At 34.7% G+C, this 24,364-nt stretch carries 16 protein-coding genes; 1 reads left to right on the top strand and 15 read right to left on the bottom strand.

Annotated features, from left to right (window positions below; all coding sequences use genetic code 11):
- Positions 1–4: 4 nt before the first annotated feature.
- From EKL95_RS01190 to EKL95_RS01120, 15 genes are all read right to left on the bottom strand, one after another.
- Complete coding sequence (locus EKL95_RS01190) at positions 5–3,196, bottom strand: SusC/RagA family TonB-linked outer membrane protein (RefSeq protein ID WP_126563354.1); 3,192 nt, start codon at positions 3,194–3,196, stop codon at positions 5–7.
- A 535-nt stretch (positions 3,197–3,731) separates the two neighbouring features.
- The gene (pruA, locus tag EKL95_RS01185) at positions 3,732–5,360 is read right to left on the bottom strand and encodes an L-glutamate gamma-semialdehyde dehydrogenase (protein ID WP_126458822.1); all 1,629 of its coding nucleotides are present in this window, start codon (positions 5,358–5,360) and stop codon (positions 3,732–3,734) included.
- Positions 5,361–5,524: 164 nt separating this feature from the next.
- The gene (apaG, locus tag EKL95_RS01180) at positions 5,525–5,911 is read right to left on the bottom strand and encodes a Co2+/Mg2+ efflux protein ApaG (protein ID WP_126451805.1); all 387 of its coding nucleotides are present in this window, start codon (positions 5,909–5,911) and stop codon (positions 5,525–5,527) included.
- 81 nt (positions 5,912–5,992) lie between these two features.
- On the bottom strand, positions 5,993–7,258 hold the full coding sequence (locus EKL95_RS01175; protein ID WP_370274147.1) for a DUF5103 domain-containing protein: 1,266 nt from the start codon (positions 7,256–7,258) through the stop codon (positions 5,993–5,995).
- A gap of 252 nt (positions 7,259–7,510) precedes the next feature.
- Entirely contained in the window at positions 7,511–8,275 is a 765-nt protein-coding gene (locus EKL95_RS01170) for a class I SAM-dependent methyltransferase (protein ID WP_126563353.1), read from the bottom strand.
- Positions 8,276–8,327: 52 nt separating this feature from the next.
- On the bottom strand, positions 8,328–8,744 hold the full coding sequence (locus EKL95_RS01165) for a GxxExxY protein (RefSeq protein WP_126554561.1): 417 nt from the start codon (positions 8,742–8,744) through the stop codon (positions 8,328–8,330).
- A gap of 69 nt (positions 8,745–8,813) precedes the next feature.
- Positions 8,814–9,632 (bottom strand): type I methionyl aminopeptidase, encoded by an 819-nt coding sequence (gene map, locus EKL95_RS01160; protein WP_126563352.1) that lies wholly within the window; start codon positions 9,630–9,632, stop codon positions 8,814–8,816.
- A 43-nt stretch (positions 9,633–9,675) separates the two neighbouring features.
- Complete coding sequence (locus EKL95_RS01155; protein ID WP_126458827.1) at positions 9,676–11,064, bottom strand: TolC family protein; 1,389 nt, start codon at positions 11,062–11,064, stop codon at positions 9,676–9,678.
- Positions 11,064–12,410 carry an HlyD family secretion protein gene (locus EKL95_RS01150; RefSeq protein WP_126458830.1) on the bottom strand — a complete coding sequence of 449 codons (1,347 nt, stop codon included), beginning with the start codon at positions 12,408–12,410 and terminating at the stop codon, positions 11,064–11,066. The genes EKL95_RS01155 and EKL95_RS01150 overlap by 1 nt, the downstream gene beginning before the upstream one ends.
- 6 nt (positions 12,411–12,416) lie before the next feature.
- On the bottom strand, positions 12,417–14,075 hold the full coding sequence (locus EKL95_RS01145; RefSeq protein ID WP_126458833.1) for a peptidase domain-containing ABC transporter: 1,659 nt from the start codon (positions 14,073–14,075) through the stop codon (positions 12,417–12,419).
- 26 nt (positions 14,076–14,101) lie between these two features.
- A complete protein-coding gene (locus tag EKL95_RS01140) occupies positions 14,102–14,773 on the bottom strand; it encodes a TetR/AcrR family transcriptional regulator (RefSeq protein WP_126458836.1) in 672 nt (223 codons plus the stop codon).
- Positions 14,774–15,124: 351 nt separating this feature from the next.
- Positions 15,125–15,763: a leucine-rich repeat domain-containing protein gene (locus tag EKL95_RS01135; protein WP_126458839.1), complete on the bottom strand. Its 639-nt coding sequence runs from the start codon at positions 15,761–15,763 to the stop codon at positions 15,125–15,127.
- A 344-nt stretch (positions 15,764–16,107) separates the two neighbouring features.
- The gene (gpmI, locus tag EKL95_RS01130) at positions 16,108–17,625 is read right to left on the bottom strand and encodes a 2,3-bisphosphoglycerate-independent phosphoglycerate mutase (RefSeq protein ID WP_126563351.1); all 1,518 of its coding nucleotides are present in this window, start codon (positions 17,623–17,625) and stop codon (positions 16,108–16,110) included.
- A 141-nt stretch (positions 17,626–17,766) separates the two neighbouring features.
- Positions 17,767–20,172, bottom strand: coding sequence for a DUF5916 domain-containing protein (locus EKL95_RS01125; RefSeq protein ID WP_126563350.1), 2,406 nt, complete (start codon positions 20,170–20,172; stop codon positions 17,767–17,769).
- 132 nt (positions 20,173–20,304) lie between these two features.
- Complete coding sequence (locus EKL95_RS01120) at positions 20,305–22,698, bottom strand: DUF5916 domain-containing protein (protein ID WP_126563349.1); 2,394 nt, start codon at positions 22,696–22,698, stop codon at positions 20,305–20,307.
- 189 nt (positions 22,699–22,887) lie between these two features.
- Between EKL95_RS01120 and EKL95_RS01115 the strand changes: the two genes are divergently transcribed.
- Positions 22,888–23,610, top strand: coding sequence for a murein L,D-transpeptidase catalytic domain family protein (locus EKL95_RS01115; RefSeq protein ID WP_126563348.1), 723 nt, complete (start codon positions 22,888–22,890; stop codon positions 23,608–23,610).
- The last annotated feature ends 754 nt before the right edge of the window (positions 23,611–24,364 follow it).

The following is a 24,364-nucleotide window of genomic DNA, read 5'->3' as shown; positions in this document are numbered from 1 at the left end:
TGTTTTAGAATGAAGCTTTTAAGCTAAAACCATATCTTTTTCCACTAGGACCATTTAAGAAGTCAAAGCCTCTTCCGTTACCAACTCCTGTTCCCACTACGTTAGGATCAAAGTTTATTCCTTTTGGCGTGTTGAAAGCATTATAATACAAATTATACCCGGCAACACTAAACGTTAAACTGCCAAAAGGGGATTTATTTAGGTATTTTGCTGGGAAACTGTATCCTAATGATATTTCGTTCAATCGGATTACCGAACCGTCGTATACACTTAATTCATCTGGACCAAAACCAATATTATCAAAATAATAAGAGGAATTATTAAGCTGGATATCATTTGGACTTCCGTCTGCTTTTACACCCGGTAAAATAAATGTTTGCAATCTGTTTTCCGTATCTGTAGTAAGTCCTCTGGCTAATAAAGAAGACGTAGTTCCGGAATAAATATCGCCTCCACTAACATAACTGATCAAAAAGGAAAGATTAATGTTTTTATAGGAGAAATTATTTGAAGTATTTAAAGTGAAATCAGGATTTGGATTTCCAATAATGAATGGACCTGCTTCAATTTGATATGCTCCGATGCTATTTACTACGAAATTATTATTTGCATCTCTTTTAATTCGACTTCCTACCATTACACCTATTTGTTCTCCTTCTATAGCTTGGTTTCCAAGATTTGTAAAACCGGCTACCGTCACCCTTTCAAGATCACCTAAATCGGTTACTATCATTTCGCCCTTGAAAAAGTTTGTACCAATCTCCCAGTTAAATCCATTAGCGTTGTTTTTGATTACATGTACATCTAAATCAACTTCTATACCGTGTCCTTTTAACTCACCGATATTAGTAAAAGTTGTCAAAAATCCAGTACTATTTGCAATTGGTGTTTCTGTAATTAAATCAGTTGTTGTTCTTTTAAAATAGGAGGCGTTCAAAGAGACTCTGTTGTTAAAAAATTTAGAGTCAAAACCAAATTCAAGTTCTGTAAGTAGCTCTGGTTTTAACTTTGCATTCCCTAATCTGGAGCTAACCAGTTGAGCAGGATTTACTACTCCATTTAAATCAGAAAAATCACGTGCGTTACTACCCAAAGTATTCGCTACAGGATAAGAAGGGGCAAACCCTGCTGAAGTACCATAACCGGCTCTCAGTTTTAAATAATTAAGCCCTTTTTCGCTAGTGATTCCCTCTAAAGCATCCGAAGCTATAAAAGCTAAGCTAGCTGCAGGGTAGGTTATTGTATTTTCAAAAGTATTAGAAATCCAATCCTTTCTTGCGGATAAAGTTAAATATAAATATTTATTATAATCAAATTCAGCTAATCCATAAACACCTACAACATTTCTTAATTCAGAATACTGTATTGGTGATTGTGTGCCAAAATTATAATGTCTTAAGATCCCGTATACTTGCTGCCCTACACTTCTAACACCTTGTCTATCGAAGTTTTCTTGTCTTGATGTCGCTCCTGCGGTGAAATTAAACCCAATTTTATCAGTCAAATTATACGTACCATTCATCATTATATTGTGGTCCCATATCATATTATTGTTGTCATAGGTTGAGTATTCACCTTGCACTGGACCTCTTGGCGCTCCAATATTTGTTCCAATAACATTTCGTTCGTTATAAAAATCATAACCAACTCTATAATTTAATTTTAAATTGTCATCGATATCATAGCTTAATGCAGCGTTTCCAAATGTTCGGTTGGTAAGTTGACGTACCGATGAATTGTTTAAAGTCCAATATGGATTCAAAATATCATTTCCGGAACGGTAACTTAAGTTAGAACCCGTAACTGGGTTTTGGAAAGGATAGTTTTGTATATCAACATTTCGTGGCGTGTAAAACACATCCGCAAAAATAGATAAACCAGTTCCTTGAACACCAGATCCATTACTACGCGCAACAGGAGGAGTAAGAAAATCAGTTCTTGCAAAGTTCATTGTCCCACTTATCGTGAATTTGTTGCTTAATTTTGATCGGCCCCCGACACTAAAAGAGGTTCTTTTTAATACGTTTCCAGGTGTAAATCCTTCATCATTTAAATTACCGAAATTAAAATTATATGTAGTATTCCCATCATCTGAACCTCCAGCAATATTTATACTGGTATTGGTTACGGCACCAACTCTGAAAAAATCTTTAACGTTATCAGGTTTAGCGGTGTATGGCACTGTTGTTCCTTGTAATTCTGGAAACACAGTTGCTAATGAAGCTCGGGAGTATGGGTGAGGTACCGTTCCATTGCTATTAATTCCGGATCCTGCTGCTGCATATCCGCCTAGTCCCTTTTCGTAAAATCCTGGACCCCAGTTTGAAAAGAAATTTCCGTAAGCTTGATCAAATCCATTTCCAAATTTGTTTTGGTAATCTGGTAATGAAGCAATTTGATTGAAAAATAACGATTGGTTCACTGTTATCTCAGTTTTCTTCGATCCTTTTTTGGCAGCACCTCCTTTTGTGGTGATTAAGATAACACCATTTCTTCCTGCTGTTCCATAAAGTGTTGTCGCTGCGTATCCTTTAAGGATATTAACATTGGCAATGTTATTAGGGTCTAAATCTAAAAAACGACTGGATCCTGAATTTCCGTTTGCGAAATTTCCAGATGCATTAGTGTCCCCTGAAAATGGGACGCCATCTACGATAAATAGGGGTTGAGTATTGCCTGAAATAGAGTTTAATCCACGAATGTTTATACTTGTTCCAGAACCTGAGATCCCACTCGTCTGATTGATGGTCACACCGGATGCTTTACCAGATAATACTCTGGCTACGTCACCTTCCGCTCTCTGTTCAATGTCAGCTGATTTAATTTCACTTACAGCGTAGCCAAGAGATTTTTTTTCTCTTTTGATACCTTGAGCAGTGACAATCACGCCTTCTAATTCTACTGACTCATCGGCCATTTTTACTTTCAATGTAATAGAACTGGCTGAAATTTCCTGAGTTTTCATTCCAATAAAGCTAAAAATCAAGATTTGGCTTGATGTAGCTTTAATTGAAAATTTCCCGTCAAAATCTGTTTGTATTCCTGATTTAGTCCCTTTTACTAATACACTGACTCCCGGTATAGGAATCCCTGCATTATCAGAAACAATCCCCGAAACAGATCGTTCTTGCGCAAAAGTCAATTGCGTCACAAGTACTAGTAGTAGTACTAAGAATCCATTAAACTTTAGTTTCATAGTTATGATTTTTGGTTATATTCTTCAAAAATCTAAATTTTAAGTTAAAAATCCTAATCTTATCTTAATTTTTTATTTTATATAATAGTAATTAACCTTAAAAAATGTTTTTTGTTTCTTTTTTAAGCCAAAAAATTGAACTAATTATAATTTTAGTATTGTTTTTTAATTTATTGGGCTAATTAATTCTTTCCAAAGACGAATCAATTAATTGAAATTATTTTCGATAAAGGCCAGTCTGTTTTCTTGAAAAGATAGAATTCGATTTGTCTGAAAAATAAAAGGGAAGTCAAAAATCGCTAAAGTTTCATTGCGCTTTTTTAATAAAGTAACAAAAACAATCCAAAGGATGTAATTGGGGTGGTTTATAAATAGTTTTCAAAGGGGGCAATCAGTTTGGAAAAGTATTTATTGGATAACAGCATTTTTTTGGTGTTAACGTTTAGTCCTAAAAAAAATCCCAAGATTCAATTGTTTTGAATCTTGGGATTTTTTATGAAATACATTGTTTGGTGAGGTGAATTCCTCATTATAGCTATTCTCCTAAGAAAGGGTATCTGTAATCTACCGGAGTAACGAAAGTTTCTTTGATTGTTCTTGGAGAAGCCCAGCGCAATAAGTTCAATGGAGAACCTGCTTTGTCATTGGTTCCTGAAGCTCTTGCTCCGCCAAAAGGTTGTTGCCCTACAACGGCACCCGTTGGTTTGTCATTAATATAGAAGTTACCGGCAGCATTTTGTAATTTCACTGTCGCCACTTCAATGGCGTAACGGTCCTGACTGAAAACGGCTCCTGTTAATGCGTATTCAGACGTTGTATCTACCAATTCTAGTGTTTCTTCCCATTTTGCATCTTCATACACAAAAATAGTCATAACTGGTCCAAATAATTCAGTTGCCATGGTGGTATAATGAGGATTAGTCGTTACAATTACCGTTGGCTCAATAAAGTATCCAACTGATTTGTCATAGTTCCCACCAACGATAATCTCCGCATCAGTATCTTTTTTGGCTTGGTCTATAAAACTGACCAATTTATCAAAGGAGCCTTCATGAATAACGGCAGTAATAAAATTACTAAAATCTTCTGGAGATCCCATTTTCATTGATTTTACATCCGCAATAATTTGCTCTTTTACAGCAGGCCATAAGCTTTGTGGGACATAAGATCTAGAGGCTGCAGAGCATTTTTGCCCTTGGAATTCAAATGCGCCTCGAACAATTCCCGTAGAAACTTGTTTAGGGTTAGCGCTTGAATGCGCTATGATGAAATCTTTTCCGCCTGTTTCCCCCACGATTCTTGGGTACGTTTTGTAATGGTGAATGTTTGTTCCAATTTTTGCCCAGATATCTTTGAATACGTGAGTGGAACCTGTAAAGTGAATTCCAGCAAAATCCCGACTTGCCAGAATGGTATCGGTAATCATTAAAGGGTCTCCAAAAACTACATTGATAACTCCATCAGGAACACCAGCTTCTTTGAACACTTCGATTATAATTTGCGCAGAAAAAACTTGACTATCACTTGGTTTCCAGATTACAACGTTCCCCATCATTGCGGCGCTTGCTGGAAGATTTGCGGCAATTGCAGTAAAGTTAAAAGGCGTGATCGCATATACAAATCCTTCAAGAGGTCTGTACTCTAGACGGTTCCACATATCTGAGGTGGATGCCGGCTGGTCTCCATATATTTGAGTCATGAATTCTACGTTGAAACGCAAAAAGTCAATTAGCTCACATGACGCATCAATTTCGGCCTGATGAACATTTTTAGACTGAGCAATCATGGTTGCGGCATTAATTCTGGCTCTGTAAGGGCCAGCAATTAATTCAGCGGCTTTAAGGAAAATGGCTGCGCGCTGTTCCCAAGCCATGTTAGCCCAAGCTGTTCTTGACTCTAATGCATTTGCAATAGCTTTCTCGATATGTGATTTTTCGGCAAGATGATACGTTCCTACACTATGTTTGTGGTCATGAGGCGCTGACATTGTTTTGGTATTCCCTGTTCTAATTTCTTCGCTTCCTATATATAATGGTACGTCAATTTTAGAATTCCACATTTTAGTATAAGCGGCTTGTACGGCGGCTTTTTCAGGTGAATTTGGCGCATACCCTTTTACTGGTTCGTTTACTGCTTTTGGCGCATGAAAAAATCCTTTTAGCATGATATTGTAATTTGATAATCTGTTTGAAGAGATTAAGATTAGAAAATTAAAAAATAAATTACTCGATATTTTATCAAAAAATTACTGTACTGCAAAAGTACAAAGGATAATTTTAAAATTGATAAAATAGGAATAAGAAAAAGGAATATTTTAAGCGAAAAAAATTAATTTAAAGCAAAGGGAGCACACAATCGGAAGGTAGGTACAATGACTTTGAAGTTTTTTGTTGAGGTAAAATTAATCATGTTAAAATACCCTTTCATCGCACCATAAGGGGATGATAATAGACAACCGGAACTATAGGTGTGAAATTCGCCAGGTTTTAAAACAGGCTTTTTCCCAATTACCCCTTCGCCATCAACAATTTCGATATCATTTAAGGAATCATAAATTTCCCAATGACGCGAGATCAATTGAACGGAATCTTTACTGTGGTTTTCAATAGTAATTTCATAACTAAATGCAAAATGAAGCTTGTAGTTCTTAACGTACGTACCTTCAAAACTAGTCAATACTGAAATTTTTATACCTCTTGTTATTTGAGAAACCATATTAAATGGGTGTGTAGGAGTTTAGTACTAACAAATTTACAAAAAAAGGGTATCGTTTTGTTGAATTTTATGAAAGTTTTTTTAATTGATGGTGTTTATTGAATTTGCCATTCCTTTGCCCACAGCCCTGTCATAACGACCTATGTTTTCTCTGTAATAGACTACTATGGTATATTCATTTTCTGTTTGATAAAAATTGCCATCTATCGCATTTTCCGGATCAAGAACTCCTTTGTCATCCGCAACAAGGTATTGAAAGTTTGTGAACCCTTGTTTTATTAAAATAGCCTTTTCATAAAGCCCTTTTTTAGGATTATAGTCCATCTTATATTCAGGGATTAATGCGTAGTTATTGAACATACCGGCAACATAAATATTTTTATTCATTCTGAAAGTGGGGGCCGAAAGACTGAAATAGACCCAGGCATAATCCGCTTCGAATTCGCTGTCAGCAGCGCTTATATTCTTGACTACAAAAGCCCCATTAACATCTTGGGTAAAAGAATACGGAAAATTGGCTCTAGCAGCATTAGTGTATAAAAAAGAACCATAAATAGGGGTGTCAAAGTCTACCCGACCAATGTTGTTGTTTGCGGCTCTGATGTCTTTATTTTCGAAAAACAAAAACTCATTTCCCGCCCAAAACTGCGTTTCAGTATCGTATTTGTAGATCAAATCATTTCCTATCGTATACTGCGGAATTATATTTTTTATACCGCTATTTAGTTGTCCGTTTTGAAGTAATAACAGTTTGACATTCCGCAACGGAGTTTGGAAAACAATGGAATTGGATTTAATCGCAAAATCTAAATTGTGTTTCAATTCGATAGTGCTGATTGTTCGTGCTCGTTTGACTTGAATGGGAACCGTGACCAGATCTTCGTATAAAATAAATTTTCTCGAAAACAGGATGTCTTTATTTTCATCTAAAACCTTTATCATGTAATTTCCGCTGATTTTTAATTGGAGCGTAAATTGATTTGGAATGGCTAATTTGTAATGCGAATAGATTTGTAAAGTATTAAAAGAGTTGGTGTACTCCTGAATTCTTTGGTTGTCAAAACCCTCTAAATATTCGTTTTTAGGTATTGCCGTTGGATTCCAGCTGTAATCGCAATGAATTATTTCGTAATAATAATTGGCTTCATTGCCAAAAAGATCATCAAATTGCAATTGAAATCCTTCGCCTAGTTTTAAAATTGGAATTATAGTTTGGTCATTTTGAACAAATGAAATGGTTTTAATGTGGTATGGCGGAGCAACTTCTTTTTCTATTTGTGCCAAAGAAACGCAGGAATAAAATGCAGTAAGCATAAAAGCGGCTATTTTGAGCAAAGGGTTTTCCATTTTATAAAACGTAAGATTGTGTAAATATAGCAATTACCTTTTGTCTTTGCTTCATCTAGTTTTTACATTAATTATTTCGAAAGTAATAGCTGTCAAAATCGTTTTAATTCGTTCCGGTCTTAAAGACTAACTGATTATTTTTATTACAAATAAACGGCTTATGAAAAAAATAAACTGACGCACTAATAAACTAAAAACCTGCTAAAAAGTAACTTTAGCAGGTTTTTTTATGGTGTAAATTTATACTTTGAATTATTTGAAACAAACCGGGATAATTTCCCCTTTGGCCAAACAATATTTTTCTACTAATTCAGGTGCAATTTTATTAGTATACTCTTCTTCGATTACTTTGAAGCCGATACTTCGTAATTTATCAAAATAATCACGGCCATAAATACGGACATGATCGTATTGACCAAATATTTTAGCACGTTCTTTTTGATCCGTAATAGAATCATCTGCAAAAGTGGTGGCTCTGGATAAATCCTGTGGAATTTGTAAAATTGCCATTCCGCCCGGTTTCAAAACCCGATACAGTTCCTGCATTGCTTTGGTATCATCCGGAATGTGTTCTAAAACATGATTGCACAGAATAACATCGTATTGATTGTCCTCAAAAGGTAAATTACAAATATCTGCTTTCACATCTGCTAACGGTGAAAACAAATCGGTTGTCGTGTAATCTAGATTTTTCTGGTTTCGAAACAGTTTATAAAAAGCTTGTTCCGGTGCAAAATGTAAAACTTTTTTTGGAGACGTAAAAAAATCAGTTTTTTCATTTAAGTACAACCATAATAAACGGTGTCTCTCTAATGAAAGGGTACTTGGTGAAAGCACATTGTTTCTTTGTGTTCCGTAACCGTAAGGTAAAAAAGTTTTAAAGCTTCTTCCGTCAATTGGATCTGTAAAGGAATTCCCTTTCAAAGCCAATGCCAAAACTGGCCTAGCAACATAGCTTAAACGAATAAGTAATGGACGGGGAATGGTATTGAGTATAAGTTTAAAGAGTTTTTTCATTGTTGTTTCACAAAGATTCGCAAAGTAAACTCAAAGATTCACTAAGTTTTTTTTAAGAATCTGAAGTTGTATTTATAAATCGTTTTATATTGTTTTTTAAAATTTTACTATTGTAATTTATTAGTAATCCCAACGGATAATTTCCAAGCTTTAAATAGGTAAGTATTTGTGCAAAATGTACGGAAGTATAATTTTCAACTGTTTTCAATTCAATAACTAACTTGTTCTCTACTAGTAGGTCAATTCTATATCCTTGATTAAGTTTTATTTCCTTGTATATTATAGGAAGCGTTATCTCCTTTTCTACCTGCAAACCTGCTTTTTTGATTTCATAAAAAAGACATTCTTGATAGGTTGATTCCAAAAGTCCCGGACCAAGCTGACGATGAACTTCAATAGCTAGACCAATTACTTTATAAGAAATTGCTTGTAAATCTTCAGAGATCTCTATAAATTCTTCGTTTGTCATTTATAAATAATTTAGGACTTAAATTTTTGTGAATCTTTGAGTTTACTTTGTGAATCTTTGTGAAATGCTTTACAATACTAAAGGCTCTCGTCTAAACTCATTTTCTTCTGTACTTACAATTCCTAACGATTTATAAACATAAGCAAAAGTGGATAAAATTTCTGGTTTCCCATCGATAATGGCTACGTCGTGTTCAAAATGGGCACTTGGTTTTCCGTCAGCTGTCGTGATTGTCCAGCCGTCTTTGTGTTGCTTGATGTTTCTAGTACCCATGTTAATCATCGGCTCAATGGCAACAACCATCCCTTCTACAAAAAGTTTGCCTCTTCCTTTTTTGCCATAATTAGGCATCTCAGGATCTTCATGCATTTTTTGTCCTACGCCATGACCCACTAATTCCCGTACGACACCGTATCCATATGATTCGGTATATTTTTGAATGGCATTGCCCACATCTTCCACGCGGTTTCCTATTTTAAATTCTCGGATTCCTACATATAAAGATTCTTTGGTTATCTGTAATAGTTTTTTAGTTTCCGGAGCCACTTCGCCAATTTCAAAAGAGTACGCATGATCGCCATGGTATCCATTTTTGTAAGCTCCACAATCTACCGAGATTACATCCCCGCTTTCTAATGGTTTGTTATTTGGAATTCCATGGACTACTTGTGCGTTTGGACTCATGCAAAGGGAGTTTGGAAAACCATATAAGCCAAGAAAACTTGGTTCAGCTCCATGGTCGCGAATGAAGGTTTCGGCTAATTTATCCAGGTATAATGTGGTCACTCCTTCTTTGATTTCAGAAGCAATCATTCCTAATGTTTTTGATACGATCAGCGCACTTTCGCGCATTAATTCTATTTCTTCACGGGATTTTATAATAATCATAATTTCATTTTTTCAAGTTGCAAAAATACAATTTTATAAGTATTTAATCCGGATTGGCCATGATTTTAAAAAGGTCCGAATTAGAGATGTAAAAACGGTTTTCTAATGCTATTTTCGAAAGTTGTGCCGTAACTAAATTATTTTCCCGGATATTGATTAAAAACAACGAGCTTTCACCAAAAGAGAACAAACGTTCCTCTGAATTTAGCATGATGAGATTGTCTTGCACTAAATCTTTGATTAACTCCTGTTGTTTTAAGAGTGATTTGATTTCTAGTTTTTGGGCATTGATTTTATTAGTCAACTGCACTTTTTCCAAATCCAATACAAATTCAGATTCCTGTACTTTGTATTTTGCCAGTTTCAAACTACCGCGTTCTTTTCTAAGAAATAAAGGAAAATAGAAATCCAATCCAATTTTATAATCCTCAAATTGATAGTTGTCAATATAACTGGGTTCTGAAATATAAGAGTACCCCACATCAATTTTAGGCAAAAGCATGTTGGCTTTTAGTTTTCGTTCCACATTCAGCATATCAATTTTGCTTTGCAATGCATTTATTTTGGGGTGATTGGTGATGGAGAAATCTGAATTCAATAAGGCATTGGTTTTTAAACTTTCCTGAATGGTAAATTCTAATTGTATTTCAGGAATTAAGGCATCGGATAATTCCAGCGGAATGTTGTTTTCTAGCCAAAGAAAAGTTGCCAGTTCTAACTTGGCTTTAGCCAATTTTAGGTTCGAATCTTCCAGGCTCAGCTTTCTGTTTTTTACAATAATTCCTGCTTCAACACTATCAATGGAGGGTTTGTCCCCTTGAATGATTAACGATTGAATTCCTTTGAAACGAATTTGTGCATTCTGGTTGTATTCCTGGTACAAGGCAACTTCGTTGAAGTTTTTTTTCCAATTGAAATACGCCAGTGAAGCATCATATAAAACCACAATGGCCTGCAGTTTTCGTTCTGCCAGACTCAGTTGCATTTGCATTTTGGCTTTTCGAACATCAGCCATCCTTTGATTTATAAACAAACCTTGCCCAAGCGGAATGGTCACTCCTAGCGAAGTTAATCCTTGATTGGGAAGCGTGTTTTGGGGATTCAAGTACACACCTTCACTATTATCGAAGCCCGCTTTAATCTCGATGCCATACCATGTGGGTATTTTGAAACTGCTGTTTAAAATGGAATAATATTCGCTGCCTTTGAATTGTTTTTCACTGAAATCAACTTCAATTTTTGGGTCAAAACCACCACGGGCCATCATCAAATTAGCTTGGGATTTACTGATTTCTAAATTGGCATTTTTCACTAAGGGATGGTACTTTTTTACATACCCCAGAAATTCAGTAAAGGTCAGTTCGTTGGATATTTTTTCTTGAGCACCCGCAGAAAGCCCGAAGAATAAAAATGCTAAAAATATCTGTTTCATTATTTTTTTTCTGTTGTTATTGTAGGCGAAGGTTTGTAATAATTAGGCGGAAATCCGTTTAAGGTTCTCCACAGCTCGAACCATACAGGAACATTGTCCAATAAAGCGATTGTTTGCGCACCAGCACCAATACTTAATTGAACAGGCCATTTATCTTCGTTTTTATCTGGAGCAATCAAAACTCGGTATTTTCCATTGACGCTAATGAAATTTTCAATAGCTACAATTTCACCTCCAAAAGTTCCGTAAGACATATTAGGCCATCCTGAAAAAACAATAGTAGGCCATCCATCAAACCAAACGCGTACTTTTTCACCTTTCGCTAATAATGGCAAATCGATTGGATTTACAAATGTTTCCACAGCGATATCATAATCTGAGGGCATGATAGTGGCTATTGGAGTGCCTTCTTTCACTGTTTCCCCAAGTCCGGATTGCAAGGCCCTGTTGATATAGCCGTTTTGGGATGCTTTGATGTAATACATTCCATTACGGATGCTGTAGTTTGCGTATAGATTCTCCAGTTTAGAGACTTGAACATCTGTTTCAAACTGGCTGCTGAGCGCTGTGAATTTCTCACTATTTGCTTTAGAAACTTTTTCGGTATATTCCGCACTTATTCGGTTTATTTCTACTTTTGCATTGATCAACTCGTTTTTACTGATTAAGTACTTGTTTTCTTGAGTGATGATTTTAGCTTCAACTTCCTGCAGTTTTAATCTTTTTTCTTCAATATCAGTTAGCGGTTTCAAGCCTTCTTTGTTCAATTGTACGGATCGATTGTATTGTGTAGTTGCAATTTTTAGTTGGGTTTTTACCGCCACAAGATCCATACTGTCACTTTCTATTTTTAAAACCGATTGTTTTATTTTGTTTTGTGCTTGTTCTAGTTTTAAGACTTTCTCCCTTTCAATGGCTTGAATTTGTTCTAAAAGCGTGCTTACTTTAGACCCATAAGATTGCAAAGATTGTTTTTTGGCATCGATCTGACTTTTGGTATTTTGCACTAAATTCGGATCCATATAATCTTCTTTGATCTCTGAGATAAAGAGTATGGTGTCGCCTTTCTTGACAAAATCGCCTTCCTGAACGTACCATTTTTCAATTCGACCGGAGATTATACTTTGGATAGATTGTGGTCTTTGACTTGGTTTTAAGGTGGTAACAGCTCCAGTACCAGAAATATTTTGAGTCCATGGCAAGAAAAGTGCAATTATACCAATTATGGAAACACCCGCTATAATTTTATTTAAAATTTTATAATGCGGCCTGTTTGTTAGATTTTTGACCGCTTCGTATTGGTCTAGCTGTTGCAGTTTTATTTTGTTGTCTGAAATGTTTAGCATGACTAATTATTTTTTTAAATCAAGTTGAATATGCCCATTTTTCATCGTGATTTTTCGATTGCATTTGGTTTCCCAATACGGGTTTTTTGAGGATACGATAATCGTCCATTTATTTTTATCGGATGTAATAAAATCTATAATTTCATTAGCTACTTTTTCATCCATGGTGTCAGTTGGGTCTTCGTAAAAAAGTATTTTGGGTTTGTGAATGATGCTTCTGGCTAATAGTACTTTTTGCGCGTTAGACGAGGATAATTGTCGTCCTTCTGGGTAAATTCGGGTGTCTAATCCTTTAGGGAACAATTTGATAAAAGAGGTGAGTTGTACTCCGTCTACCGCCCATTTTATATCTTCGGAACTGACGGAAGGATCGTTAAAAGTAATATTTTCTTGCAAGGTTCCCTCAAAAGGTTTCTCTCCATAAATGACACTTCCTATTTGCGAGAGGTATTGTTTTATGTTTATTTTACGAAAAGTATCGTCATTTACATAAAAGGAACCGCTGGTAGGCTGCAATAAGCCGGATAATATCCTAATTAAAGTTGTTTTTCCAGAGCCATTTTCTCCATTTATTACAATTCGGTCTCCTTGTTCTATTTTTAATGAAATAGAGTTTAAAATTTCTTTTTCTGAATCTGGAAATTTGAATGTAAGGTTTTCTATTTCCATTGAGATTTTATTGTAACAGATGTCACTGTTAACAATGGAAGAATTTTCTAATTCTAAGTCCGTTACCTCTCCAATTTTTTCAATAGATGTGAGTACGTCATAAAAAGTTTCCAATCCAATAATTATTTTTTCGACGGAATTGATAACTAATAAAATAATAATTTCAGCAGCTACAAATTGGCCAATATTCATTTGTTGAGATAAAACTAAGAATCCACCGATGGATAGTAAACTTCCGGTAATGATGACTTTGAAAATAATCAAATGCGTAAATTGTTTTTTGATCACATTAAAATGTTTATCTCGATACACCAGGTAATCGGTTACAATCATGTTGGTTTTTTTTAAAGCAAAATCATAATTTAGCTCGTTTCTAAAACTAAAATTATTGCGAGCTATTTCTTGTAGCCAACTCGCTACCTTGTATTTGAATTTAGATTCTTTTAAGCTCGTTTCCAGTCCGGATTTAAAAGAAAATTTAAAAATAAAATACAGCAATGCAAGCAGTAAAACACCAAATATGATAAAGTAAGGATGGTATAAGGACAATAATATTATCCCGAAAACAATTTGTAACAATGCTGCAGAGAAATCAGTTAGTAACTTTGAAGTCCCTTTTTGAATTATCATTGTGTCAAAGAAACGATTGGCTAGCTCCGGCGGATAGCTGTAGTATAATTCTTTTGATTTTATTTTAGGCAGTCGTGCAGCAAACTCAAAAGAGGAACGTACAAATATTTTTTGTTGTAAGTTTTCCGTAATCCGCAATTGCATGATGGATAAAATACCCACTAATGCCACACCAAAAATGACTAAAATGATTAGCACAATCCATGATGCGCTAACTCTTCCGGATTGGATAAAATTTGTAATTGCCTGTATTCCCAGTGGAAGGGACAAACTGAGTAGTCCGGCAAAAATGGCGTAAAAAAATATTTGATAGACGTCTTTTTTATCTAATTCAAGTAGATTGTAAAATCGTTTTAAGGGAGTCATAATGGGAGTGTTTTTTTTTTTTTTTTTTAACTTAAAACTTTTTCTGCAAGATTTTGATAAAAATCAGTGGTGCTCTCAGAATCAGTACAATCTGTGATGGTTTTTAAATGATCCATTAAAAAATGTTGGTGCAAACTTCCTTCAACAATTGTTGAAATTAGGGATTTTGAAAAGGGGTATTCCGGATTTACTTCTTTTACAATAGCCACAATTCTATTGATTACTCTTTTGTAAATCAAGAAAAAACCTTCCTTGTTTTCCTGATCGATTTCTTTGGTATGTAACGTTTTAGTAAATTCTGAAATGATAATTTTATTTAGAACGGCCTCGTTAATGTATAAGGCACTATTGTCATTCGTTATTTTTTCAGTAACAATTGTAATGGCTTTTCTGAGTTTTTCTTTGGGATCCAAAACATTTGTGGTTGCAAAAACTAGCTTGTATTCCATCCAACTCCAATGCCAGGACGATAAATAAACCAGTAATTTATGTTTGTTCTCAAAATACCGATAGATGGAACTTTCATTAGATTTGATTTTCTCTCCTAATTTCTTGAAAGTAAAATTATCAAAGCCAATCTCATGGATTAAAAGGATACTTTGCTCTATGATTTTTTTTCCTAAAGCTGATGTCTCAGGATCCTTTACATAGATTTTTTCGTTGATTTGTATTTTTAAATTGGAGAGAACCGTATTCATTTTATTGAAATTTTATATAAATATAGTAGCATTACCAGCTATAAAAAAGTGTTTTACTAAATATATTGTAAGCATTGAATTTAGATACATTTATTCTCTAATTTCTAGGGATAATTTCTTTAATTTCAGATCCTATATTTGGTTAAAGCGGATGCTTAGCGCACCATAATTAGCAGGATCATTCAGACGAACTGAATAAATTGCAATAGATCTAGTCGTTTTTTGTACTGCCCAAGTTCTTTACTTTTGTTAAAAACAAATAAAAATGTAGCAACTACTCGTTTTAATACGGCCACCATGCTAAAACGTCCAGTCAGTGAATGGTTGCTACTCTATCTTTTTGTGCCTGTCTTATAGATTTACTCTAAAACCAAAATTTAAATTTTCTGTAGACCGCTCTGGAACCATGATTTTATTATCTTTTATTTCTAGCAATTGTAAGTGTTTTAATTGTTTGATTTCTTTTGGAATTTCTTTAAATTGATTGTTGTTCAAATATAAAAATTCTAAATTTTTTAAACTACTGATGGATGATGGCATATTGTTTAAATTGTCATTTTCTAAATGTAATATTCGTAAAGATTTCATTTTGCTCATTATTTCTATATTCGCCTCTAAATTTAAATTTGTTTCATCGTTTAAAAAAAGTTCTTCTAAGCTTTTTAACTTCCAAAAATCTTCTGGCAATACTGAAAAATCATTTCCGCTTAATTCTAGTACTTTAAGTTTTTTTAGTAGTGTTATTTCTTTTGGAATTACCGTTAAATGATCATTTTTCAAACTTAAGTACTCAAGATTTATGAATTTTGACCAGTTAAGGCTGTCCAATTTTAAGGTTTGATTACTCAAATTTAGGCGGAACACTTTCTCGGGCTCCTTTAAAGCCTGTTCTATATTAGTGAACTCTTTTTTGATTTGAATCGAATCAACGATTTGCCCAATACTTATTTGGGTCATTAAAAAAAGGGTGATTGTGTAAAATATTTTCATTGTGTTTGAATTTAGTTTGATTCGTAGGGTTATTACCCGTCTTTTATTTGCTATTGAACACAAGTACAGTAGAATTCATGCTTTCTTGTTAGTGATTGTTTCTTGTTTGCAAATATAATAGTAACGCTATCAAACATAAAAGTATTTAACTTTTTTTTGTAAAAAAAAACTACTTGAATCAAGTAGTTTTTTATTGGGACATTTTTATGTAAGTAATAACCATGGTATAATGGCGTATTTTAAAATCAGGATAAAATTATGTAACAATCTGATTTAAAGCTGTTTTGCTTAAAGTTAATTCTTTTGACTTTACGACTTTTAAACTTTCGACTTACTTAGTATCCTTAAAGTAAGGAATGACAGGTCATAACAGCAGGTTTTTCCACACCCATTAATTCCAAGATTGTTGGAGCAATGTCGCCAAGAACTCCATCATGAATGGTTTTCAAGTCGTTGTCTACTAAAATAATGGGAACGGGATTAGTTGTATGTGCGGTGTTTGGACTTCCATCAGGATTGATCATCGTTTCACAGTTCCCGTGATCTGCAATGACAATGGTAGTGTAATTATGCGCTAATGCAGTTGTGATTACTTTTGCTACGCATTTATCAACGGCTTCACAGGCTTGTATGGCAGCACTCATAATTCCGGTGTGTCCTACCATATCCCCATTGGCAAAATTTAGGCAAACAAAATCTACCTCTTCTTTCTCTAGTTCACAAACTAAAGATTCTGTTAATTCAAAGGCACTCATTTCCGGTTGTAAATCATACGTGGCTACCTTTGGAGAGTTTTTCAGGATGCGGCTTTCGCCAAGAAAAGGCTGTTCTCTCCCGCCAGAAAAGAAGAAAGTCACGTGTGGATATTTCTCCGTTTCGGCAATACGAATTTGCTTTTTATGGGCTTTTTCTAAAACTTCCCCAAGGGTTTCCGTGATATTATCTTTGTTATATACGACTTTTATGTTTTTGTAAGTTTCATCATAATTGGTTAGCGTCACATAATACAAATTGAGTTTGTGCATGTTTTGCTCATGACAATCTATTTGTGTCAATATTTCGGTTAGTTCTCTTCCTCTATCCGTTCTGAAATTAAAGAAAATAACCACATCATCATCTTCTATGGTTGCTACAGGTTTGCCTAGTTCATCCACCATAACTGTTGGGTGAATAAATTCATCCGTTACATTGACTTCATAGCTTTCTTGGATAGAAGCTACTGCATTTGTAGTAGATGTTCCAATTCCGTTTACCAATAAATCGTAAGCTAGTTTTACTCTTTCCCAGCGTTTGTCCCGATCCATTGCATAATAGCGTCCCACAACCGAAGCCAGTTTTACAGTAGTATTCGCCATATAATTCTGTAAATCCTGAATGTAATGTGTACCGGATTTTGGATCCACATCGCGACCGTCCGTAAAGGCATGAACGAAAACTTTTTGTAATCCGTGTTGTTGTGTAGCATCAATCAAACCGCGCAAATGAGAGGTGTGAGAGTGTACACCACCATCAGAAACCAGGCCTAAAAAATGTACTTTTCTATTGTGTGTTCTGGCATACGTAAAAGCATCAACTAAAACGGGCTCCTTTGCTAAAGTTTCATTTGCAACAGCAAGGTTAATCTTAGCTAAATCCTGATATATAATTCTACCTGCTCCAAGATTCATGTGTCCTACTTCACTGTTTCCCATTTGGCCTTCAGGAAGTCCAACATTTAAACCGTCAGTTCGTAGTTGAGCACTGGGGTAATTTTTATATAGGCTATTAATAAAAGGGATATTGGCATTGTCGATTGCAGAAACTTTTGGGTCAGGAGATTTTCCCCAACCATCCAGAATCATAAGAATTACTTTTTTGTTCATGGAAATTTATTTTAAACAAAGATAAAACATTTCTAAAAAGGTTCGAATGAATCAAAAACACTATTATTCATTCTAAGGGGATCACCTGCAAATAATGATTATTTTGCTATAGAAAAGGGACTTTTTTGAAATAAACGTATTTTAGAATTTGTTCTTAACCTCATTGTAATCTATAAAATAGCGAATGCTTATCGAAAAAACATGACTTAGTGCTTCGTTGTTCAATAAATTAGTCACATTCTCACCAAATTCTTTATTAATATTTCTTTCAAATGCAGCTGCATTATTTCGATAGAGAACGGACACTTGGCTACCGGGGGCAAACCACCAGGAATAGGATAAATCCGTATTCCAGGAGTAAAAACTGGAATTTTTATTGCTAGTGTAGGCCATGAAATTAGCCAATCTGCCGTTTTGTTGCAATGACAATGCGTTTTTGTTTTCAGCATACGACCAGTATTGACGTATTGAGAGATTAAAAGTCATCTGACTGTTTAATGAATATTTCCCTGAAAGAGTATTAGAATACGTAATTACATTTCTATTGGCAAAAACAATTGTGTTTGGTGTGGTTGCATTCATGTCGTCATTCACACTGTCTACATATCCTTTGTTATTGTTTTGTCTCAAAAAGTTGAAATTGTAATTCAAAGATATTTTATCGCTAAATCGGTATCTCGGACCTAAAGAAAACCCATAAGAGTTTCTTCCGGTTTCATCAAAAATTGCAAATGAAGGGTTAAAATTAATTGCAAATGGATTATTATAATTTGAAGAAAGATAAATAAAGCCACCAATTTTGGTTGGTTTTATTACAAATCGATCTGCCGATCTGGGTTCATAATAATCAAATGTTTCTAATGGATTGGCATCAATTCCCATTCCAAAATAATGATTTTTTTTGTTATTTGAGTTAATCTGAAAGCTGATGTTGCTGGACTGCACTTTGCCAGTTTCTTTTTGAAATTGGGAATACATATTTATTCGAGCATTAAAAGTGTTGAAATACTTCGTTGGATTCAATATTCGATAACTGGAATTGCCATAAATGCTATAATAATTAGTCTCGAAATTGATTCCTAAATCATTGTTGTCGAAATTTTTAGTTGTGATATCAGCGCCCAGCCCGTAACGAAATTTTCCGCTGGTTTCAGAGAAATTCAATTGGGAGTTAATCCCTGTTTTCTCTTCGGTATCATTTATGTAACTGTACTTAAAATCTCCCGAAATGTTGTAGGTGTTCTTTTTTGTATTCAAATCCCAAACTAATGCCGTAACATTCCCATCACGAAAATGTCCGTTCCGAGTTACATTGGTGTTTACAAATGCAACTGAGGAGTTTTTGCGAAAGCGCTGGTCTAAAACCAATACACTATAGTTAGCCAGAGGTTCAAGTTCAGTTCTTAATGCCCTGCTTTCATTGTTGAAAATAGTCGTTGGGGTATTTTTAGTAACAGCGTTCAAAATTCCTATTCCTAATCCGTCTTTAGTTCGTCCCGAAATTTTAAAGGCATTAATAAGACTAATATTTGGGGCTTCCGCAAACGATTCATTTTTATTTAGTTTGTAGGAGGGCGTTCCCCCAATCCGTCTGGAATATAGTAGATTGCCTTTGCTGAACAAATCCGTTCCCTCTGTAAAAAAAGGTCTGTTTTCGTTGAATTGCTGTTCAAAAGGACCGAGATTTAGAATTTTATCATCAAATTTTGTTTGTCCAAAATCAGGCACAAGGATCATGTCCAGAGTAAAAGCATCATTTATTCCGTACTTCAAATCCAATCCGCCTTTGAGTGTCCCGATAGTTTTTTCTTGGCTGTTTGCATTTACATAAAAGGAAGAATACGGCAAAAGAAAGAGTCGGGTAGGTGGTTTTATATTTTCAATTCCTTCCAGAATTCCGGTTTGCTGGGTAAAGGTGCCTAATTTAGAATCGATGAAATTCCAAGTGTATTTATGACGGTCTCGTCGTATTTCCCTAAAGAAATTAAGTCCCCAAGTTTGTTTCTTTTCTCCCGAAAAACGCAAGGCTGCATAGGGAATTCGCATTTCTACAATCCAGCCTTTTTTCGTAATTACTGCTTTGCTATTCCATACGGCATCCCAGGAATAATCTTCGCCATTGGTATCTGTAGTGATGCAATCAGCCTGACCGTCTGCTGCATTGACAAAAAATTGAAAATCTTGTTGCCCATCATTAAAACCATTTATAAAAACGCCAAAAAGATCAGTAGTGCCAAAATTATCTCTTTGGGTAATTTCTCTCAGGATTTTATCAGGATTTTCATCATACATAGTTGCGCCAATATACAGGGCATCATTATCGTACACTATGCGAACCTCTGTCCTTTTATTGTCAGGAATTTTTTTGCCGTTATCAGGTTCAAACATGATAAAATCAGTAGCTATTGCTGCGGATTGCCATGTCGCTTCATTTAGGTTTCCATCGATAGTAATTTTATCCGAAATAAATTTAGTGTGTAATACTTTTTTTTGGCTGTAGCCAATAAAAGAGAGTGCTAAAAAACAAAATAAGAAAGAATTCTTCATGAAATAGTTCAATGGTTGCAACAAAATTAGAAAAACTAAAATAGTTTCAAAGTGAAAATGCACCAATTCACACAATAGTTTATTCTACTAGACTTTCTTTTCAGTGGAATGTTACAGTTTGATTCAAAAAAATTAAAATTTATTTTTGATCACATTGTAGTCTATGAAATAGCGGATGCTAATAGAAAGCACATTGGTCAGGTCACTGTTGAATATATTTTTAAGATTTGCAGACAAATCTTTTTCCACCATATCTGTTCTTTCTATACCAAAATTCCGGTACAAAACAGAGATTTCACTTCCTGGAGCAAACCACCAGGAATAGGATAAATCGAAGTTCCAAGAATTAAAATTCCTGTCTTTATTTTGTGCGTAGGTATTGTTTGGAGTCAAATAACCGGAGTTTTGTAAGGTAAGGAATTTATGATTTTTTGAATAGGACCAATAATAGCGTGCGGTTAGGTTTACAGTCATTCTATTGTTGATCGCATATTTTCCGGTAAAATCATTTTGGGCAGTTTCTCTGCTGCGTTCTGCAAAAATTATCCCCGTAGGGCCTGAGTCTACCCAGCCACGATCATTGGTTTTATTAAAATAATCCAATATGTAGGTAATGGAAAGCCTGTCGTTAAATCGGTATTTTGGACTTATATACAACCCATAAACGTTTCGGTTCTTTTCATTGTATTTTGTGAAGGAAGGCTGGAGTACTAATGTAAAAGGATTGTTGTCGTTAGACGTGAAATTTACTGCTGCAAAAACTTTTTCCGGGAGAAATACATATTTGCCATATTCTCGTGGTTCATAAAAATCATAGGTTTTCAATGGAGAAAACTCTACTACAAATTCTAAAGCGTCGTTATTTAATGTTGTGGCCTTAGTTTCTGTTCCAAAAGCACCAGTCTGTAACTTACCGGAGGTGTTGTCTATTTCAAAATTGACATATTGATTGATTCTGAAGGTATTAAATAGTTTTGTCGGATTTACAATTCTGTAGCTTCCATTTGCATAGGCATTGTGGTAATTAGAATAAAAATTGATTCCTAAATCATTGATGTCATAGTTTTCGGAGACGTATTTTCCAGAAAATCCATACCGATATTTCCCACTCGTTTTGGCAAAACCTATTTCTGTTTTAAATCCGTCGTAATCTTCAGTCGTTTTGATGGAACTGTATTTGAAATCGCCATACAAACTATAGGTATTGGCTTTTGTATTCAAATCAAATAACAATGCAGAGGTATTTGCATCTCTGAAATCGCCATTTCTGGTGGTGTTTGCATTTATAAAAGAAACAGATGAGTTTTGGTTAAAACGTTGATCCACTACAAACAGATTATAATTAGTCAAAGGTTCAATTACTTCTTTTCTAATTTGGCCGGTGTCGTTGTTTAAAATAGTAGCTTTAGTCTTTTCCGTAACGGCATTCAGGAATCCAATTCCCAATCCTTTCTCGGTTCGGCCGGATATTTTTACGGCATTCAGTAAGTTTACGGTGCTGGGATAATTTGTTATTTCTTCTTGATTATCAAGGAGTAATTCTGTAGTGGATCCTCCGCCAATTCGTCTGGAATAAAACAAACCACCTTTGTTAAAAAGATCGGTTCCCTCTGTAAAAAAAGGCCGGTTTTCTTCTAATTGTTGCTCAAATGGTTCTAGATATAATATAGCATTATCAAATTTTGTCTGACCAAAGTCAGGTACCAAAATAGCATCTAATGTAAAGGAATCATTGATGCCGTATTTGATATCCAAGCCCGCTTTTAAAGTAATGCCGGAGCCTATCGCACTTTGTTGGTAATACGCCGATGAATACGGAATCAAAAAAAGTCGTGTCGGTGTCTTTATATTTTCAATTCCCTGCAGGATTCCCGCTTGCGGAATTACGGCTCCAATTTTAGTATCAATCCTATTCCAGGTATATTTTTGTACGTCGCGCTTGATTTCCCGCATAAAGTTTAACCCCCAGATTTGTTTGTCCGCTTTGGAAAATCGTAAAGCGGCGTAGGGAATCTTCATTTCTACAGTCCAGCCAAATTCAGTGAGCGTTACTTGGCTGTCCCAAATGGCATCCCAACTAAAATCTTCAAAATCTTCCGTTGCTATACAGTCCATTTGTACGCCTGCCGCACTTACAAAAAAACGAAAATCTTGCTGGCCATCATTGAATCCGTTGATATAGACGGAAAAATGATCGGAAACGCCAAAAATATCTCTATTCGTAATTTCTTTCTGAATTTTATCAGGTTCGTCATCATATAGCAGTGCTGAGATGTAAATGGCATTATTGTCATACAATATTTTCACCTCTGTTTTTTTATCCGCACTGATTGGTTTGCCATTATCAGGCTCAAACATGATAAAATCCGAAGCTACTGCGGCGGTTTTCCATATTTCCTCATTAAATCTTCCGTCAATTATAATGTTTTCTGTGGTGGGTTTTGCCTGAAGCGTTTTTTTTTGACTTTGTGCATTCAAACTAGAGAATATGAAATATAATAAAGTGATAGGTAGTAATTTGAACATAAATCTGAAGGATAATTGAACAAAAATAGTAAAATTAACATATAAACGGTATTTTTTTTAAGTTTATTACTCAATATTTTGTCACTTTTTTCGTTAGAGTTAGAATAAACTTTGTTAAAAAGTGGTTTCTGGCTTGATTTTTAACGTACGTTTGCAATCCTCAATTAGTCCATAACTTAAAGACAATCAATGATTTATAACATATTTCTTACTATTTTTTTGCTGCTAGTTTCGTTTGTGCCAATCAAAAACAACTTTCCTGAACCAAAGACACACACGCCAGTGATTTACGCTGAAGCTGTGAAACCGAGTTTAGACGATAATATTACAGTGGCATATAATAATTTGCATTCCAATAAATTTGCACTGCCTAAATTAGAAAGTTTCTCCGAAGCGCTAAAAGGATACTATTTGTTGAAAGAAAAAGGATTAGTCAAGAAGGAAATTTTGACCTTAATTGATTTTAGTTTGTCTTCTAATATTAAAAGACTCTGGGTGATCAATCTGGGTACCGGTGAGGTCTTATTTAATTCTTTGGTTGCACATGGTAGAAATACGGGCGATGAATTTGCTTCTAATTTTTCAAATACTGCGGAATCCTTTAAGAGTAGTTTAGGCTTTTATTCGACAGGCGAAATTTACGCTGGTAAACATGGGATGTCACTTCGATTAGATGGTCTGGAAAAAGGAGTAAATGATAATGCCAGAGCAAGAGGCGTGGTGATGCATGCAGCAGAGTATGTTTCTAATTCATTTATAAAAAATAATCAAAGATTAGGAAGAAGTTTGGGTTGTCCTGCTGTTCCTGTAACCTTGTCTAAAGCAATTATCAGTGTTATCAAAGATAAATCCTGTTTCTTTATTTATCATCCTTCAAGAGTGTCAAAATTTGGATCCAAATCAGTTTTGTAATTTGCCGTATAAAGCAGCATCAAAAGTATCGCTATCATCTTTAAAAACCAATTTGTTGTTCTCGCTCCAAGCAGTCCAATATAAGAGATGAAAGGCGACTTTTTTTTTGATTTTGACAAATTTTGTTCTTTTGTTCTGTAACGTTTCTTTGATTTATTCCAGATTCCAATTGACTCCGTCGTTCAGTAAATATTCCGTTACTATTAACTCCTTTATAAAATACTCTGTTTTTTTGTAAAAGCCAAGGGCTTCTTTTGGGGAGTTGAACTAAATTACATTTGGTTTCTGTTTGAGATGCCGTTTTTCTCCGGTAACAATTCGTTTTTTGCCTAAACCAGTTTATTTGATACTGTTTTAGAATGGTCATTACCCATATTTGAAATTGCTTTTATTGGTAAATAAATCATTTTTAGCCTTGAATACGAGGGCTGTTTTTAAGAGATTATAGCAGCATACTATTCAAAACGGCAAGTTGTTGCTCAAGTATCTCCGTCAAAACGACAGTTTTCTAGCGAGTTCTCCTCCCTAAATTTAGGATATTGTACTGAAAAAGTCTTTAAACAGCCCTTTTTTTGATATTTTGCTTTATTTTTTTTAAGTATTTTTTGAGTGCTATAAGGATATAATATTTTCATATTAAATTCTTTATGATTTGAATCCTCTTTTAAAAAAAGACTGTCGGAGTAAGTTTGAGACTTTTTAAGAAAAAAACTTGCATTGAAGCAAACTTATTAATTATATTTGCACCGTTGTT

This window comes from Flavobacterium sp. LB2P53, assembly GCF_003970305.1.
Lineage (GTDB): Bacteria > Bacteroidota > Bacteroidia > Flavobacteriales > Flavobacteriaceae > Flavobacterium.
The sequence above is the reverse complement of the archived record's forward strand: the minus strand, read 5'-3'. Positions and strand labels throughout refer to the sequence as shown.